Genomic DNA, 15,688 nt, shown 5'->3' on the forward strand with positions numbered 1-15,688 from the left:
ATGTCAGGCGTCGGGGCTGTCCAGACCCAGCTCAGCCAGTACCCTGGCGCGGGACTCGTCATCCGCCAGGGCCTGCTCGATAGCCTTGCGAAAGCTCGGGGTGTTTCCCAAGGGTCCCTTGAGCGCCATCAGTGCCTCGCGCAACGCCATCAACTTGTGCAATTCGGGCACCTGCTCAACCAGGTTCGCGGGATTGAAGTCCTTCATTGCATTGATGCGCACCTGAATGGCCAACTCCTCAACACCTGAATCCTCCTGCAGGCGGTTGGGCACGTTCAGCGTCAGGCTCAACGCCTGCTTGGCCAGCACGTCATCAAGGGTGTTCTTGTCGATCGCGATGGGCTTGCGATCTTCGAGCTTGCGCACGTCCTCACGTTGGATGAAATCGCCCAGCACCAACAGTTTCAGTGGCAGTTCGACTTCTTCCTGCGCTCCGCCGATAGCGGGTTTGAACGTGATATTGATGCGTTCCTTGGGGGCGACCGAAGCTTCTTTGGCCATGGTGTCTCTCCTTTTTCAAGTGGCTCGAAAGCCTATTCAAGTACCGCTTCCAGATCGAAGAGGCACAGCCTGCGATGGGTGTCTTCCTTGCGCTCGCGCACAGCGTGGTTTTGTGGCAGCAGGTCGCAGCAGCGATACAGAAGCTGGGCAACTTGAAGTGCCAGCTCCGGCTCCCAGCGCTCAAGGCCTGTGCGTTGCAGTTCGTGGTCCAGGTGTTCGAGCTGGATCTTCGCCAGCTCATGCTTGCCCGCCTGCACACACAGGCGCGCCTGTGCCAGCCGCCAGTGAAAACGCGCGCGATCACTGCGAGCGGCGAGGCTGCCTTGCTTGAGTTCATGGATCGCGGCCTTGAGCCCATCCTTGCGCAACCTGGGCGCTACCGCCTGCAAGGCGAGCTCCCAGGGCTCGGCTTCGGAATCCACTACGGCGGCTGATTCGGGTACTTGCAAATGCCGGCTGACCTGCAGCGTGATCCAGTCACGGCTGGCGGCGTCGGCAAAAGGAACGCGGTCGTGAAAGCAGAACGACGGCAGGTCCGGCAAGCGTTGCAACAACAAGGCGAAGGCAATTTCCAGTTCGAACATGCCCTGTTCGGCCTGCAAGGCTTCCAGGCATTGCCAGAGCATGCGCAACCCATCGAACCAGAACATGGCACCGGCCAGACTGGCCTCGAGTTCAAGTACCAGGTCGGCGTAATGCCCTTGGGCAAAACGCTCCTGATAACGCTTGAGCTTGTCAGGGGCAGGCCCGCGCAACGCGGTCACCCGTTCGTTGTCGGCATCCGGGTAGCTGGCCAGTACCAACCAATTCAATGTTCGGTTGAGGCGCAAGGCGCGCAGGTCGGTAGCGTTCTGGCGCAACCACCAGGTACACAACGGGCGGGCCTGCTCCTGCAAGGTACGTAGCAACTTGCTGGCGTCTTTTTCGTTGTTCACAACGGCTTCGGGTTTGAGCAATTGGCTGGCCGCTTGCTGGACCTGCGCAATGACACCGCTTAACCCCGCCGCCGGGGTATCGTCCTGAGCCGCACGCTCCAGTCGTTGAGCCAATTGCCTGCGAATCGGCAGCAGCAACGGCGCGTCATCCGCGAAGTGCTTGGCCCATAGCTCATCGAGACCTTTGAGTTGCTCCAGTACAGCGCGAAATAAGGGCTGCTGGTTTTGCAACGGCAAGCCTTGCGCGAACAAAGGCTCGAGGCGCAACACCAACCAACCGAACGCTGCGCTACGGGTGCGCAGTTTTTCGGGGTAGGCCACCGACCAATGGTGCTCGCAGAGATAGCGCAACATCCCGAGCCCCGCCAGCAGCCCCGGATAGGATTCGCGCTGGTGCAAGGCCCAGGTCAACCAGACCGCCACGCGTAGATCCTTGGATTGTTGCCGTAACAGGCCTTCGCTGGTTTCCAAAACCTTGTGCCAATCCGGCTGACTGCTGCCATGGATCGATTGCGCCTTTGCCAGCTCGGACTCCAAGGTTTCATACTCACTCGAAAAGCGCATATCGCTGCCCGCAAAACTTGTTTGCGTACAGGGCAGCCTCGCAACCTCTAGATAGTAATCACACAGCTTGTCCGAATACGACATTCAACACCTGGCGCAACTAACCAAGACAGGAAAAAGCCAACTAGCGACACTTAAAAAGCACACCAACAGGCCATCTTAACCTTGCTGTAATTTCTGCAAAGCTCCCAAACCTTAGCCACGCCAAAAGTATTCAGCAAGCGATAGAAGAATACTTAATCCTTTTCCTACAATCCCGCAAACAAAGCCACTGCGCAGCATTTTGCGCACTGACGCACGGGTGAGATTTAAACTCTATTACGACCTTCTTATTTAACCCGCGTGTGCACCGAGCAATTAAATGCGCACCTCTGCGCAACTAAATACGCCATATAACAACCAAAACCATCTCATTTTATTAGTACCCCAGACTTATCTAGCGCCAACCCCCCGTACTTATTAACCCACCCACTTTCAGGCACGCTTTTTGTAGTAACAGGGACTTACCCAGCCGGTGTCATGATCGGTTGGGACTACCTCTTCAATCAGACAAGGAAACCCGTCATGCCAACACCCGCCTATCTTTCCATCACCGGTGTCAAACAAGGTTTGATCACGGCAGGCACGTTTACCCAGGACTCGGTAGGTAATATTTACCAGGAAGGCCATGAGGACCAGATCCTGGTCCAGGCGTTTGCTCATCAGGTGATCATTCCGCGCGACCCGCAATCCGGCCAGCCCACCGGCCAGCGGGTCCACAAACCCATGATGATCAGCAAAGTCTTCGATAAATCCTCCCCATTGCTGTTCAGCGCACTGACCAGCGGCGAAGAGGTCAAGTGCCGGCTGGAATGGCTGCGCACCTCGTCCGCCGGCACCCAGGAGCACTACTTCACCATCGAACTGGAGGGCGCGACCATCGTGGATATCCAGTCACGCATGCCTAACTGCCAGGACCCGGACAACGCCCACTTCACCCACTTGGAGGATGTGTATTTCACCTACCGCAAGATCGTGTGGACCCACGAAGTGTCCGGCACTTCCGGGTCCGATGACTGGCGCAGCCCGGTTACGGGTTAAACCGGATTAACCAGGGAACGGTGCCAAGGGAGGCGCCGTTCCTGACCGCGGGCTAAACCATCGCCAGAGGGTGCTTGCGCTTGGGTGCGCCAAACACGCGGTCAATCGCGTCGAGGTCGTGCTCATCCAGCACCAGCTTGGCGGCGGCTGCGTTGAGCCGCACGTGCTCTGGGGTGACCGCCTTGGGGATCGCGATCACACCGTCTTGGCGCAACACCCAGGCCAGGGAGACCTGGGCGGGCGTGACCTCATGTCGACGGGCGATCTGCTTGAGGGTCGGGCTGGACAACAACTCGCCACCCTGGGCAATCGGACAGTACGCCATCAAGGGCAAGTGATGCTGTTGCCACCACGGCAGCAGGTCAAATTCGATACCGCGCTCTTCGATGTTGTAGAGCACCTGATTGGTGGCGCACGCCGGGGATGCGAGCTCCTGCAGATCGGCCACATCGAAATTGGAGACGCCCCAGCGGCCGATCTTGCCGGCTTCACGCAGGCGCTCGAAGGCTTCGACGGTTTCCTCAAGGGGGTGTTGGCCGCGCCAGTGCAACAGATAGAGATCAATGTAGTCCGTGCCCAGGCGCTGGAGGCTGGCTTCACAGGCACGGGGTACGCCCTTGTGGCTGGCGTTGTGCGGGTAGACCTTGCTCACCAGGAACACCTGGTCGCGCCTGCCGCGAATGGCTTCGCCGACGACCGTTTCGGCGCCGCCCTCACCGTACATTTCGGCGGTATCGATCAAGGTCATGCCCTCGTCGATGCCCAGTTGCAAGGCCGCGACTTCGGCGCGGTGCTGGTCGGGATTTTCGCCCATGCGCCAGGTTCCCTGGCCGATGACAGGGACGGGAACGCCCGCCAGATCAATGGTACGCATGACAACCTCCTGATGAGTTCGCGGATTAACAGTGTGGCATTGACCGGACAAAAGGGTTCAATCGAAGTAAGGTTAGCCTCTGCCAAGTCACCAGGAAGAACCTGTAATGCTGTTTGTCGTCATGCTCGGGGGCAAGCACCCACGGGCAAAGATTGAAGTGCACGATGTGGTGTTTGCGGTCGCGGACACGCTGGAAGCGACCTACCCGCAACTGCGCGCCGACTGGTTCGGCAGCCCCAAGGGTGTGCATATCGATGCCTGGATGGCCGTGGAGGGCGTCGACGGCTGGAAAGTCGAACTCAGCCATCTGGCCCCTGCTGCTGGGGCGCACCACCTGTACTTCATCAACCTTGGCGGTTACGAGTCCAATAGCTTTGGTGAAGCTCACCACTACCTGCTGGTGGTCGCCCGCAACAAACAGGAAGCCATGAGCAAAGGCAAGCAACAGATGCTGCGCCACTGGTCCCAAGCCCACACCGATGGGGTGCTGGACATCGACGACTGCCTGCCCATTGATCTGGTGAGCGGTCGCTATATTCATCTGGTGCAGGGCCCGCACCGGCCGATCATCCAGCAGAACGACTACATCGTCCTGAGCTGAACCCTACCCGAACGGGGTATGGCGCCCACCGGCCACCTGCCTGACAGTGCAATCAGTCCCTCAGCCTGATAACAAGCACAACTCAAGGTGGGTCCCCATGCGTAAAGCCTTTATCGCCCTGTTCAGCGCCGCATTGCTTGCATCCTGCACCTTGAGCCAGGCCGCCGACGACCCAGGCAATACCTTGCGCATCTACAACTGGGCGGACTAAATCGGCGACACCACCCTGGCCGATTTCGAGAAAGCCACGGGGATCAAGGTGGTCTACGACACCTACGACTCCTACGAAACCGTGCAGGGCAAGTTACTTTCCGGACGCTCCGGGTATGACCTGGCCCTGCTCAACGCTTCCCTGGTACCGCTGCTGATCAAGGGCGGCGTCTTCCGGCCACTGGACAAGTCCCAGTTACCCGACTGGAAGAACCTTGATCCATTGGTGCTGAAAAGCCTGGAAGCCCACGACCCCGGCGTCACTTATTCCGCGCCCTACACCTGGGGCAGCAATGGCGTGACCTACAACGTCGACCTGATCAAGGCGCGCATGCCGGACGCGCCTATCGGCTCCCTGGCGATGATTTTTGACCCGAAAGTGGTGTCGCGCTTCGCCGATTGCGGCATCACGTTCATGGACTCACCCACCGACATGATTCCCCTGGCCCTGACCTACCTCGGCCTGGACCCCAACAGCGTCGCCCCAAAAGACCTCAAGGCCGCCCAGGAGGTGTTGATGGCGGTGCGCCCGTACATCCGCAAATTCGACTCCAGCGGTTTCATCAACGGATTGGCCAACGGTGATCTGTGCCTGGCCACCACCTGGTCCGGCGACTACGCCACGTCTCAGGCACGGGCAACGGAGGCCGGGGCCAAGATCACGCTGGACTATTTCATCCCCAAGGAAGGCTCGCTGATTTGGTTCGATAACTTCTACATCCCCGCCGATGCGCCCCATGTGGCCAACGCCCACCGGTTCATCGAATTCCTCTTGCAACCCAGCACCATGGCCGGCGTCAGCAACACCATCCACTACGCCAACAGCAACCTGGCCGCCAAGCCCTTGGTGAATGCCGATATCCGCGACAACCCGGCCATCTACCCCGATCCGACGACGATGCAGCGCCTGTTCACCCAGAAAAGCCAGCCGCCGGCCGCTGTACGCCTGATCACGCGCACCTGGAACGCCGTCAAGACCGGCAAGTGACCCCCAGCCATTGAAGGTAAATGCCATGACTCTGCCAAATCCCGCTTTCTTCGCCCAGTTCGACCACGACAAACTGGACGCCGCCGACAAAGCCCACTACATGCACGGTTTCCACATGTTCGACGAACACCGTGAACAGGGTTCGTTGAACATCGCGATGGGCGACGGCGCCTACATCTATGACACTCACGGTAACCGTTACCTGGATGCGGTCGGTGGCATGTGGTGTACGAATATCGGCCTGGGCCGCGAGGAAATGGCCGACGCCATCGCCAACCAGGTGCGCCAACTGGCGTACTCCAACCCGTTCTGTGACATGGCCAACGTCACCGCCATCGAACTCTGCGCCAAGCTCGCCAGCCTGGCGCCCGGCGACCTTGATCATGTGTTCCTCACCACTGGCGGCTCCACGGCGGTGGATACGGCGTACCGACTGGTGCAGTTCTATCAGAACAGCCGCGGCAAACCGACCAAGAAGCACATCATCTCGCGCTTCAGTGCCTACCACGGCAGTACGTTCCTGACGATGTCGATTGGTAACAAGGCCGCCGACCGCGCGCCGGAATTCGACTTCATGAGCGACCTGTTCCACCACATCTCCTGCCCCAACTACTACCGGGCGCCGGAGGGGATGAGCGAGGCGGACTTTCTCGATTTCCTGGTGAATGAGTTCGAAGACAAGATCCTCACCCTCGGTGCGGACAATGTGGCAGCGTTCTTCGCTGAGCCGATCATGGGTTCCGGCGGCGTGATCATTCCGCCCCAGGGCTACCATCGGCGCATGTGGGAAATCTGCCAGCGTCATGACCTGCTGTACGTCGCCGATGAAGTGGTGACCTCATTCGGGCGCCTCGGTGCGTTTTTCGCCTCCGAAGAGGTGTTCGGCATGCAGCCCGACATCATCACCACCGCCAAGGGCCTGACTTCCGGCTACCTGCCGCTGGGCGCGTGCATTTTCTCGCAGCGTATCTGGCAAGTCATCGGTGAGCCGGGCAAGGGTCGCTGCTTCACCCACGGTTTCACCTACAGCGGGCATCCGGTGAGTTGCGTCGCCGCACTGAAAAATATCGAAATCATCGAACGGGAAAACCTGCTGGCCCATGTCGAAGAGGTCGGCGTGTATCTGGAGCAACGCCTGAAAACCCTGGCCGACCTGCCCCTGGTAGGCGACATCCGCTGCCAGCGCCTGATGGCCTGCATCGAGTTCGTGGCGGATAAACGCACCAAGGCGCTGTTGCCGGACGCGGTCAACATCGGCGAAAAAATCCACCTGCGCGCCCAGGCCAAAGGCTTGTTGGTGCGCCCCATCGGCCATCTGAACGTGATGTCACCGCCACTGATCATCACCCACGCCCAGGTCGATGAGGTGGTGGAGACCCTTCGCCAGTGCATCCTCGACACGGCAGCCGAACTGCGCGCCAGCGGCGAGTACCAGGGCCGATGACCTATAGCGCCGAGTCCGTCTCGGCGTTGTGGCCGGGGCATCGACGGCCGGGTAGACTGGCCGTCATGACAACCACCAGCCCTGCTCCCTCCCTGCAGCAACTGGAAGCCTGGCACCATGCCCTGGGCCAGGCGCTTATTCATGTGGACGAGGCTTCGTTCCTCGAACACCTGGCCAGCGCGCTCTGCACGCTCACGCCCATCGAATCGATGATGATCAGCCTGGAGCGCCAGGGCCTGCCGCCGCACTTGCTGTATCAGCAAGGCATTCCCCGGACCTACCAGGACGAGATCATTCACCGCTACTTTTCCCGCGGCTACTTGCTCGATCCCTTCTGCCTGGCAGTGGACAAAGGCCTGGCCGAAGGTTTCTACCACTTGGCCGAGATTGCCCCGGACGACTTTTTCAACAGCGAGTACTACAAGACCTATTACCTGCGCAGCGGCGGCGCCCAGGAGAGCTATTACATTGTCGACCTGTGCCCGCAGAGCAAGATCTCGCTGTGCATGTTCCAGGGGCTGAGCGCCGGCCAATTCACTGAGCCACAACTGGCCCTGCAGAAAGCCACCCAGGCCATGGTCCGCGAATTACTGCGCCGTTTCGGCACGAGCGGTGGCCTGACCAAAGTGATCAGCGACGACGCCTTCACCCAGACCCAGGCCCATCAGCAGATTGAAGCCGCGTTCATGGAATTTGGCAGCGGCGTATTGACCGTTCGTGAACGTGAGATCGCCCACTTGATCCTGCGCGGGCATTCGGTGAAATCCACCGCGCAAGTGCTGGGCATTTCGCCGGAAACCGTGCGCATGCACCGTAAGAATCTGTACACCAAGCTGGCGATCAATTCCCAGGCCGAGCTGTTTGCGCTGTTTATCGAATGGCTGACCCGCAGTGGTGCTATGGCCCGCAGTTGAACCACTCAGGCAATCGGCGGGAACTTTGCCAGGAAATAACCGCCTGAATCCGGTAGGCTCACCCTTTTCATTCAAGGAGTTACTTCCCATGGCCAAAGCCACCGCCCGTCACATCCTCGTTTCCACTGAAGACAAGTGCAACGAACTCAAGGCCCAAATCGAAGGCGGCGCCGATTTCGCAGAGATCGCCAAAGCCAACTCCAGCTGCCCGTCCAGCCGCGACGGCGGCAACCTGGGTTCGTTTGGTCCAGGCCAGATGGTCAAGGAATTCGACACTGTCGTCTTCAGCGCCCCGGTTAATACCGTGCAAGGCCCTGTGAAAACCCAGTTCGGCTACCACCTGCTGGAAGTCACCAGCCGCCAGGACTGATCCAGTCCGCGCTGATGCTTTAAACAACGGCCCGCCTTTTGGTGGGCCGTTGTGCATGTGATGACTGGCGACGCTGATGCCGTTAGCGTACAAATCCCTTTTCTACTTCACACGGCGTTCAAGGCTGACAATGCGATTGGCTTTTTCCTACATTTTGAGTTCAACCCTGGCCCTGCTGCTGGCCAGCACCGCCGTGATCGCGGCACCTCAACCGTACCTGACCGTGTACGGCGAACCGGCCAAGTACCCCGCCGGTTTTACCCATTTTGACTATGCCAACCCGAACGCCCCCAAGGGCGGCAGCCTGCGCCGCTCGGCCATCGAGATCGGGCGCTTTGACCACGTATTGCCCTATATCGACAAAGGCATCGGCGTTTCTCAGGTCGACGGCTGGTTGTATGCGCCCCTGGCCCAGCGTTCCCTGGACGAGCCCTACACCGTTTACGGCCTGGTGGCCGAAAAGATGGAGCGCGCCGACGACGGCCTGTCGCTGCGTTTTTTCCTCAACCCCAAGGCTCGCTTTGCCGACGGCAAAGCCATCACCGCCGAAGACGTGCGCTACAGCTTCGACCTGCTGATGACCCAAGGCAGCCTGCGCTTTCGCACCCTGTTTGCCGACGTCAAGCACGTCGAAGTCGAGGGCGAACGCCAGGTGCGCTTCGATTTCTCCAGCAATGAAAACCGCACCCTGCCCCTGGACATCGCCACCCTGCCGGTCTTCCCGGAACACTGGTGGAAGACCCGCGACTTCGCCAACGGCGGCGGCTATGAAGCGCCTCTCGGCAGCGGCCCCTATAAAGTCAGCAAGATCGACTCCGGCAGCACCATCACCTTTACCCGCGATCCGAACTGGTGGGGCAAGGACCTGCCCGTCAGCCGTGGCCTGTATAACTTCGATCACCTGAGCCTGGAGTACTTCGGCGACACCGAAGTGGCCCGCCAGGTATTGCGCGGCGGTGCCTACGATTTCAACCGCGAGTTTTCCGCCACCGGTTACTCCATCGGCTACAACGGCCCGGCCCTGGATGACGGTCGCCTGCAACGCGCGCACCTGGCCAAGGAAATGCCGCAACCGGCCCAGGGTTATGTGTTCAATGTGCAAAAGCCGATGTTCAAGGACCGCCGCGTGCGCCAGGCCCTGGCGATGCTGTGGGACTTCGAATGGGCCAACCGACAGATGATGCGCAACATGTACATCCGCCAGCAGAGCTTCTTCTCCAACAGCCCGCTGGCGGCCAGCCAGCCGCCGACCCCAGAAGAACTGGCGATTCTTGAACCCTTGCGCGGCCAGGTGCCGGACGAAGTGTTCACCCAGGTGTTCAAGGCGCCGGTCACCGACGGCAGCGGCATGATCCGCGACAAACAACTGCAAGCCCTGGCATTGTTGGAGGAAGCCGGCTGGAAACCGGACGGCGACAAACTGGTGAATGCCGAGGGCGAACCGCTGGAATTCACCTTCCTCAATGCCCAAAGCGGCATGGAACGCCTGTTGCTGCCGTACAAGCGCAACCTGGCGCAGATCGGTATCACCCTGAATATCCGTCGTATCGACTCCTCCCAGTATGTGAACCGCGTGATGGCACGGGACTACGACATGATCGTCACCGGTTTTCCGGTCACCACCTCGCCCGGCATGGAGCTGTACAACTACTTCGGCTCGGCCGCCGCGTTCGATCCCGGCGCCAACAACTACATGGTGCTCAAGGACCCGGCCGTCGATAGCCTGATCAAGGGACTGGTCAAGGCCGACACCCAGGCGCAGATGCTCACCTACGCCCATGCGCTGGACCGGGTGCTGCAATGGAATTACCTGTGGATCCCCAATTACTACCCGCCCGGCACATCCGCCGCGTGGTGGAACCGCTTCGGCCGCCCGGCCATCGAGGCGAAAAACGACGAAGCCCTGGAAACCTGGTGGGAAATCAGCCCCACGCCCCTGACCAACGAACAAATGAACGCTGAGTTGAAAAAACGCGGAGGTGCGCGCTGATGTTTGCCTATATCGTGCGGCGCCTGCTGCTGATCATCCCGACGCTGGTGATCATCCTGCTGGTGAATTTCGTGATCGTACAAGCCGCGCCCGGCGGCCCGGTGGAGCAAGCCATTGCCCACTTGCAAGGCATTGGCGGCGGTGGCGTCGGTGGTTCCTCCGGCGAAGGCATCAGCGGCGGCTCCCGTGCCAGCCGTGGCCTGGACCCAAAATTGATCGCGGACATCGAAAAACAATACGGCTTCGACAAGCCGGCACCGGAACGCTTGTGGCTGATGCTCAAGAGCTACGCGCAGCTGGACTTTGGTAACAGCTTCTTTCGCGGCAAGACGGTGATTGACCTGATCCTGGAAAAGATGCCGGTGACTATCTCCCTCGGCCTGTGGGCCACACTCATCACCTACCTGGTGTCGATCCCCTTGGGGATTCGCAAGGCGGTGCGCCATGGCAGCAGTTTTGATGTGTGGAGCAGCACCGCGATTGTCATCGGTTATGCAATGCCGGCGTTCCTGTTTGCGATGTTCCTGATCGTGGTGTTCGCCGGTGGTACGTCGCTGAACTGGTTCCCGGTGCGCGGGCTGGTGTCGGAGAACTTCGAAGACCTCAGCACCGTGGGCAAGATTGCCGACTATTTCTGGCACCTCGTATTGCCGGTCACCTCGCTGGTCATCGGTGGGTTTGCCACGCTGACCATCCTCACCAAGAACTCGTTCTTGAATGAAATCACGCGCCAGTATGTGGTGACCGCCCGTGCCAAGGGCCTGAGCGAACGGCGCGTGTTGTACGGCCATGTGTTCCGTAACGCGATGTTGCTGGTGATCTCGGGGATTCCCCAGGCATTCATCGCCGTGTTCTTCGCCGGTTCCCTGTTGATCGAGGTGATCTTCTCCCTCGATGGCCTGGGCCGCATGAGCTACGAAGCCGCCGTCTCCCGTGATTACCCGGTGGTCTTCGGTTCGTTGTTTATCTTCACGTTGTTCGGCCTCTTGATAAAACTCATCGGTGACCTCTGCTACACCCTGGTGGACCCGCGTATCGACTTCGCCGCGAGGAACGCCTGATGCTAAACCTGTCTCCGGTGGCGCGCCGCCGTTTCGAGCGCTTCAAGAAAAACCGACGCGGCTGGTGGTCGCTGTGGCTGTTTATCGGTCTGTTTATCCTGACCCTCGGCGGTGAGTTGATCGCCAACGACAAACCCCTGGTGTTGAGTTTCAAGAACGAACTGTATTTTCCGGTGTTCAAGCGTTACACCGAGCAACAGTTCGGCGGCCAGTTGCCCTTCCAGGCTGACTACCGCAGTGACTACGTGAAAAAGCTGATCGAGCAGGACGGCGGCTGGATGCTGTTCCCACCAATCCCGTTCAGCGACGACACGCCCAACTACGAACTGACCCGCCCTGCCCCCAGCCCGCCCTCGGCGGTGAACTGGCTGGGCACCGATGATCAGTCGCGGGATGTGTTGGCGCGGGTGATCTTTGGTGCGCGGGTGTCGATCCTGTTTGCCCTGGCGCTCACCGCGATCAGCGCCGCCATCGGTATTGCAGCCGGTGCGTTGCAGGGTTATTACGGCGGCTGGGTGGATTTGATTGGCCAGCGCGTGCTGGAGGTGTGGTCCGGGCTGCCGGTGCTGTACCTGCTGATCATCCTGTCCGGTTTTGTCGAGCCCAATTTCTGGTGGCTGCTGGGGATCATGGCGCTGTTTTCCTGGCTGGCCCTGGTGGACGTGGTGCGCGCCGAGTTCCTGCGCGGGCGCAACCTGGAATACGTCAAGGCCGCACGGGCCTTGGGTTTGGGTGATGGCAAGATCATTCGCCGGCATATCCTGCCCAATGCCATGACCGCGACCTTGAGCTACCTGCCGTTCATCCTGACCGGCGCGATTTCTACCCTGAGCGCCCTGGATTTCCTCGGTTTCGGCATGCCGGCAGGCAGCGCCTCCCTGGGCGAGCTGATTGCCCAGGGCAAGCAGAACCTGCAAGCGCCCTGGCTGGGCCTGACGGCGTTCTTCACACTGGCGCTGATCCTGTCGCTGCTGGTGTTTATCGGCGAGGCATTGCGTGATGCCTTCGACCCACGCTCATGAGTGACCGCCTATGAACCTGATCGAAATCCGCGACCTCAGCGTCGCCTTCAGCGGCCAGACCGTGGTGCGCAACCTGAGCCTGGACGTACGCCCCGGCGAGTGCCTGGCGCTGGTCGGCGAGTCGGGCTCGGGCAAGTCGGTGACCGCCCACTCGATCCTGCAATTGCTGCCCGAAGCCGGCACCGAAACCACCGGCTCTATCCGCTACCGCGGCCAGGAGCTGATTGGCGCATCGGCGGCGACCCTGCAGAAGCTGCGCGGCAACCGTATTGCGATGATCTTCCAGGAGCCGATGACCTCCCTGAACCCGTTGCACAGCATCGAAAAGCAGATCGGTGAAACCCTGTTGCTGCACAAAGGCTTGGGTGGCAAAGCGGCGCAGGCACGGATCCTAGAATTGCTCGACCTGGTGGGCATCCAGAAACCCCAGGAACGGCTCAAGGCCTATCCCCATCAACTGTCCGGCGGGCAACGCCAGCGCGTGATGATCGCCATGGCCCTGGCCTGCGAACCGGAACTGCTGATCGCCGACGAACCCACCACCGCGTTGGACGTGACCGTGCAGCGCAAGATCCTGCTGCTGCTCAAGTCCCTGCAACAACGCCTGGGCATGTCGCTGCTGCTGATCAGCCACGACCTCAACCTGGTGCGCAGCATTGCCCAGCGCGTGTGCGTGATGCGCGCGGGTGAGATTGTCGAGCAGGCCGACTGCCAGAGCCTGTTCAATGCGCCGCAACATCCTTACAGCCGTTTGCTGCTGGATGCCGAGCCGGACGGTGATGCGCTGTGCAGCGATGAGCGCGAAACCGTATTGCAGGTAGACGACCTGAGCGTGCAATTCCCCCTCGGCGGCGGCTTGTTCCGGCGCAAGACCTACCTGCGTGCAGTGGACGGCATCAGCCTCAGCGTGCAACGCGGCAAGACCCTGGGGATTGTCGGCGAGTCCGGCTCGGGCAAATCCACCCTGGGCCAGGCGATCCTGCGGCTGCTGGACTCTACCGGCAGCATCCGCTTCCAGGGTGAAGCCCTCGACCCGCTGAATAACCAACAGATGCGTCCATGGCGCAAGCAGATGCAGGTGGTGTTCCAGGACCCTTACGGCAGCCTCAGCCCACGCATGACCGTGGAGCAGATCATCAGCGAAGGCCTGGAGGTGCACGCGCCGTGCAGCCTGGCCGACCGTGATGCGCAGGTGATCCAGGTGCTCAAGGATGTGGGCCTCGACCCTGCCAGCCGCCACCGTTACCCCCATGAGTTTTCCGGCGGCCAGCGCCAACGCATTGCCATCGCCCGCGCCTTGGTGCTCAAGCCAGCGCTGATGCTGCTCGACGAACCCACCTCGGCCCTCGACCGCACCGTGCAGAAACAAGTGGTGGCGCTGCTGCGTGAACTGCAGGAGAAATACGGCCTGACTTACCTGTTCATCAGCCATGACCTGGCGGTGGTGCGCGCGATGGCCCACGACATGATCGTGATCAAGGACGGCAAGGTCGTTGAGGCTGGCGCGAGCCATCGGGTGTTTGACGCGCCGCAGCATCCCTACACCCAGGAATTGCTGGCGGCCGCCTGCGGATTATCCTCATGAGCACCAGCCTCACGGATTACCAACAGGTTCGCGGCCTGGCCATCCAGTCGCTGTTCGAGATCATCGAGCAGTCCAGCGAAGGCACGGTGATTGTCGACCGCGACGCGAACATCGTGTGGATGAACGAGCGCTACGCCAAGCGCTTTGGCCTGAAAAGCGCTGACGAAGCCATCGGCCAGCCCTGCGAGCAGGTGATTTCCAACAGTCTGTTGCGCCAAGTGGTGCGCAATGATCAGCCGATCCTGCTGGACATCCAAGACACGCCCAAAGGCCCGCTGGTGGTGATGCGTTTGCCGATCCACAACGATGCCGGCGCGGTGATCGGCGCGATTGGCTTTGCATTGTTCGATGAACTGCGCAACCTGTCACCGCTGATCGAGCGCTACCTGAGCATGCAGCAGGAGTTGGCCTCGACACGCTCGCTGCTGCGTTCACGTCAGAGCAAATACAACTTCGCGCACTTTATCGGCACCAGCGCCGCCAGCCTCGAAGTCAAACGCCGGGCGCGGCGCAGTGCCAGCGCCGAGTCGCCGGTGTTGTTGCTGGGCGAGACCGGCACCGGCAAGGAATTGCTGGCCCAGGCGATTCACGGCGCTTCAAGCCGTGCGCACAAGGCCTTTGTCAGCATCAACAGTGCAGCGATTCCCGCTGACCTGCTCGAAGCCGAATTCTTCGGCACCGCACCAGGCGCGTTTACCGGCGCCGACCGCAAGGGTCGTGCGGGCAAATTCCAGATTGCCCAGGGCGGCACGCTGTTCCTCGATGAGATCGGTGACATGCCGCTGCCGCTGCAAAGCAAATTGCTGCGGGTGTTGCAGGAGAAGGAATTCGAGCCGGTGGGCTCCAACGAGATGCTGCACAGCGATGTGCGGGTGATCGCGGCGACGTCCATGGACCTTGAAGCGGCGATCAAACGCGGTGAATTTCGCGCCGACCTGTATTACCGGCTGAATGTGCTGCCGATCCAGGTGCCGCCGCTGCGTGAGCGGCTGGAGGATATTCCAGCGTTGAGCGAGGCGATTCTTGAGGAGTTGCGCAGCCAGCATGAACTGGACCGTGAGGCACTGGCCCTGCTGGCACAGCACGCGTGGCCGGGAAATATCCGAGAGCTGCGCAATGTGTTGGAACGCGCGGCGCTGCTGAGTGATGACCTGGTGCTGAATGCCAGGGAAATTCGGGCGGCCATTGGTACTTTTACGCCGGTGGCGCGTAGCAGCGCCGTCGCGACGGTTGAGGGGGAAAGTTTCAACACAGCGCGGGAACGGTTTGATCGGCAGATCATCACGGCAGCGTTGAGGGCATGTGAGGGCAATGTGGTGGAGGCGGCCAAGCAACTGGGGCTTGGGCGGTCGACGTTGTACAAGAAGATGGTGGCGTTGGATCTTGCCAAGTCTCAATAGAGAGACACAATTCCATATACGAAGACATTCCAATGTGGGAGCGGGCTTGCTCGCGAATACGGTGTGCCAGCCGCCTGATTCTTGGTTGATACAGCGCATTCGCGAGCAAGCCCGCTCCCACATTTGATCTTCATAAGTCTCAAATAAGG

The 15,688-nt window shown here is 60.4% G+C and carries 13 protein-coding genes and 1 pseudogene; 11 read left to right on the forward strand and 3 right to left on the reverse strand.

The genetic code is table 11. The features are described from left to right. Window positions 1–3 precede the first annotated feature (3 nt). Both tssB and tssA read right to left on the reverse strand, forming a co-directional pair. Entirely contained in the window at window positions 4–501 is a 498-nt protein-coding gene (gene tssB, locus ACP7EW_RS27835) for a type VI secretion system contractile sheath small subunit (protein ID WP_033902358.1), read from the reverse strand. A gap of 32 nt (window positions 502–533) precedes the next feature. Further along, entirely contained in the window at window positions 534–2,084 is a 1,551-nt protein-coding gene (tssA, locus tag ACP7EW_RS27840; RefSeq protein ID WP_426221285.1) for a type VI secretion system protein TssA, read from the reverse strand. Between the two features lie 480 nt (window positions 2,085–2,564). On the opposite strand from tssA, the gene ACP7EW_RS27845 reads away from it, so the two are divergent. Further along, window positions 2,565–3,080 (forward strand): Hcp family type VI secretion system effector, encoded by a 516-nt coding sequence (locus ACP7EW_RS27845; protein ID WP_033902356.1) that lies wholly within the window; start codon window positions 2,565–2,567, stop codon window positions 3,078–3,080. A 52-nt stretch (window positions 3,081–3,132) separates the two neighbouring features. Here the strand turns inward: ACP7EW_RS27845 and ACP7EW_RS27850 are convergent, their stop codons facing one another. Next, window positions 3,133–3,954 (reverse strand): aldo/keto reductase, encoded by an 822-nt coding sequence (locus ACP7EW_RS27850; protein ID WP_061448793.1) that lies wholly within the window; start codon window positions 3,952–3,954, stop codon window positions 3,133–3,135. 106 nt (window positions 3,955–4,060) lie between these two features. On the opposite strand from ACP7EW_RS27850, the gene ACP7EW_RS27855 reads away from it, so the two are divergent. From ACP7EW_RS27855 to ACP7EW_RS27900, 10 genes and pseudogenes are all read left to right on the forward strand, one after another. After that, window positions 4,061–4,555 carry a DUF1543 domain-containing protein gene (locus ACP7EW_RS27855; RefSeq protein ID WP_033902354.1) on the forward strand — a complete coding sequence of 165 codons (495 nt, stop codon included), beginning with the start codon at window positions 4,061–4,063 and terminating at the stop codon, window positions 4,553–4,555. A 97-nt stretch (window positions 4,556–4,652) separates the two neighbouring features. Then, window positions 4,653–5,753: pseudogene (locus ACP7EW_RS27860) on the forward strand (polyamine ABC transporter substrate-binding protein). A gap of 25 nt (window positions 5,754–5,778) precedes the next feature. Further along, window positions 5,779–7,197: an aminotransferase gene (locus tag ACP7EW_RS27865; protein WP_033902352.1), complete on the forward strand. Its 1,419-nt coding sequence runs from the start codon at window positions 5,779–5,781 to the stop codon at window positions 7,195–7,197. A 65-nt stretch (window positions 7,198–7,262) separates the two neighbouring features. Beyond that, entirely contained in the window at window positions 7,263–8,111 is an 849-nt protein-coding gene (locus ACP7EW_RS27870) for a response regulator transcription factor (RefSeq protein ID WP_269130887.1), read from the forward strand. Window positions 8,112–8,199: 88 nt separating this feature from the next. Then, window positions 8,200–8,481 carry a peptidylprolyl isomerase gene (locus tag ACP7EW_RS27875; RefSeq protein ID WP_010210937.1) on the forward strand — a complete coding sequence of 94 codons (282 nt, stop codon included), beginning with the start codon at window positions 8,200–8,202 and terminating at the stop codon, window positions 8,479–8,481. Window positions 8,482–8,611: 130 nt separating this feature from the next. Continuing rightward, complete coding sequence (locus ACP7EW_RS27880; RefSeq protein WP_033902350.1) at window positions 8,612–10,471, forward strand: extracellular solute-binding protein; 1,860 nt, start codon at window positions 8,612–8,614, stop codon at window positions 10,469–10,471. Continuing rightward, window positions 10,471–11,532 carry a microcin C ABC transporter permease YejB gene (locus ACP7EW_RS27885; RefSeq protein ID WP_178951644.1) on the forward strand — a complete coding sequence of 354 codons (1,062 nt, stop codon included), beginning with the start codon at window positions 10,471–10,473 and terminating at the stop codon, window positions 11,530–11,532. Before ACP7EW_RS27880 ends, ACP7EW_RS27885 begins: the two co-directional genes overlap by 1 nt. After that, window positions 11,532–12,554: an ABC transporter permease gene (locus tag ACP7EW_RS27890; protein WP_028616409.1), complete on the forward strand. Its 1,023-nt coding sequence runs from the start codon at window positions 11,532–11,534 to the stop codon at window positions 12,552–12,554. The genes ACP7EW_RS27885 and ACP7EW_RS27890 overlap by 1 nt, the downstream gene beginning before the upstream one ends. Window positions 12,555–12,564: 10 nt before the next feature. Further along, complete coding sequence (locus tag ACP7EW_RS27895; RefSeq protein ID WP_426221290.1) at window positions 12,565–14,139, forward strand: ABC transporter ATP-binding protein; 1,575 nt, start codon at window positions 12,565–12,567, stop codon at window positions 14,137–14,139. Further along, window positions 14,136–15,539 carry a sigma-54 interaction domain-containing protein gene (locus ACP7EW_RS27900; protein ID WP_426221292.1) on the forward strand — a complete coding sequence of 468 codons (1,404 nt, stop codon included), beginning with the start codon at window positions 14,136–14,138 and terminating at the stop codon, window positions 15,537–15,539. The genes ACP7EW_RS27895 and ACP7EW_RS27900 overlap by 4 nt, the downstream gene beginning before the upstream one ends. The last annotated feature ends 149 nt before the right edge of the window (window positions 15,540–15,688 follow it).

Origin of the sequence: Pseudomonas sp. DWRC2-2 (assembly GCF_049897885.1) — a bacterium.
GTDB lineage: Bacteria > Pseudomonadota > Gammaproteobacteria > Pseudomonadales > Pseudomonadaceae > Aquipseudomonas > Aquipseudomonas azotoformans_A.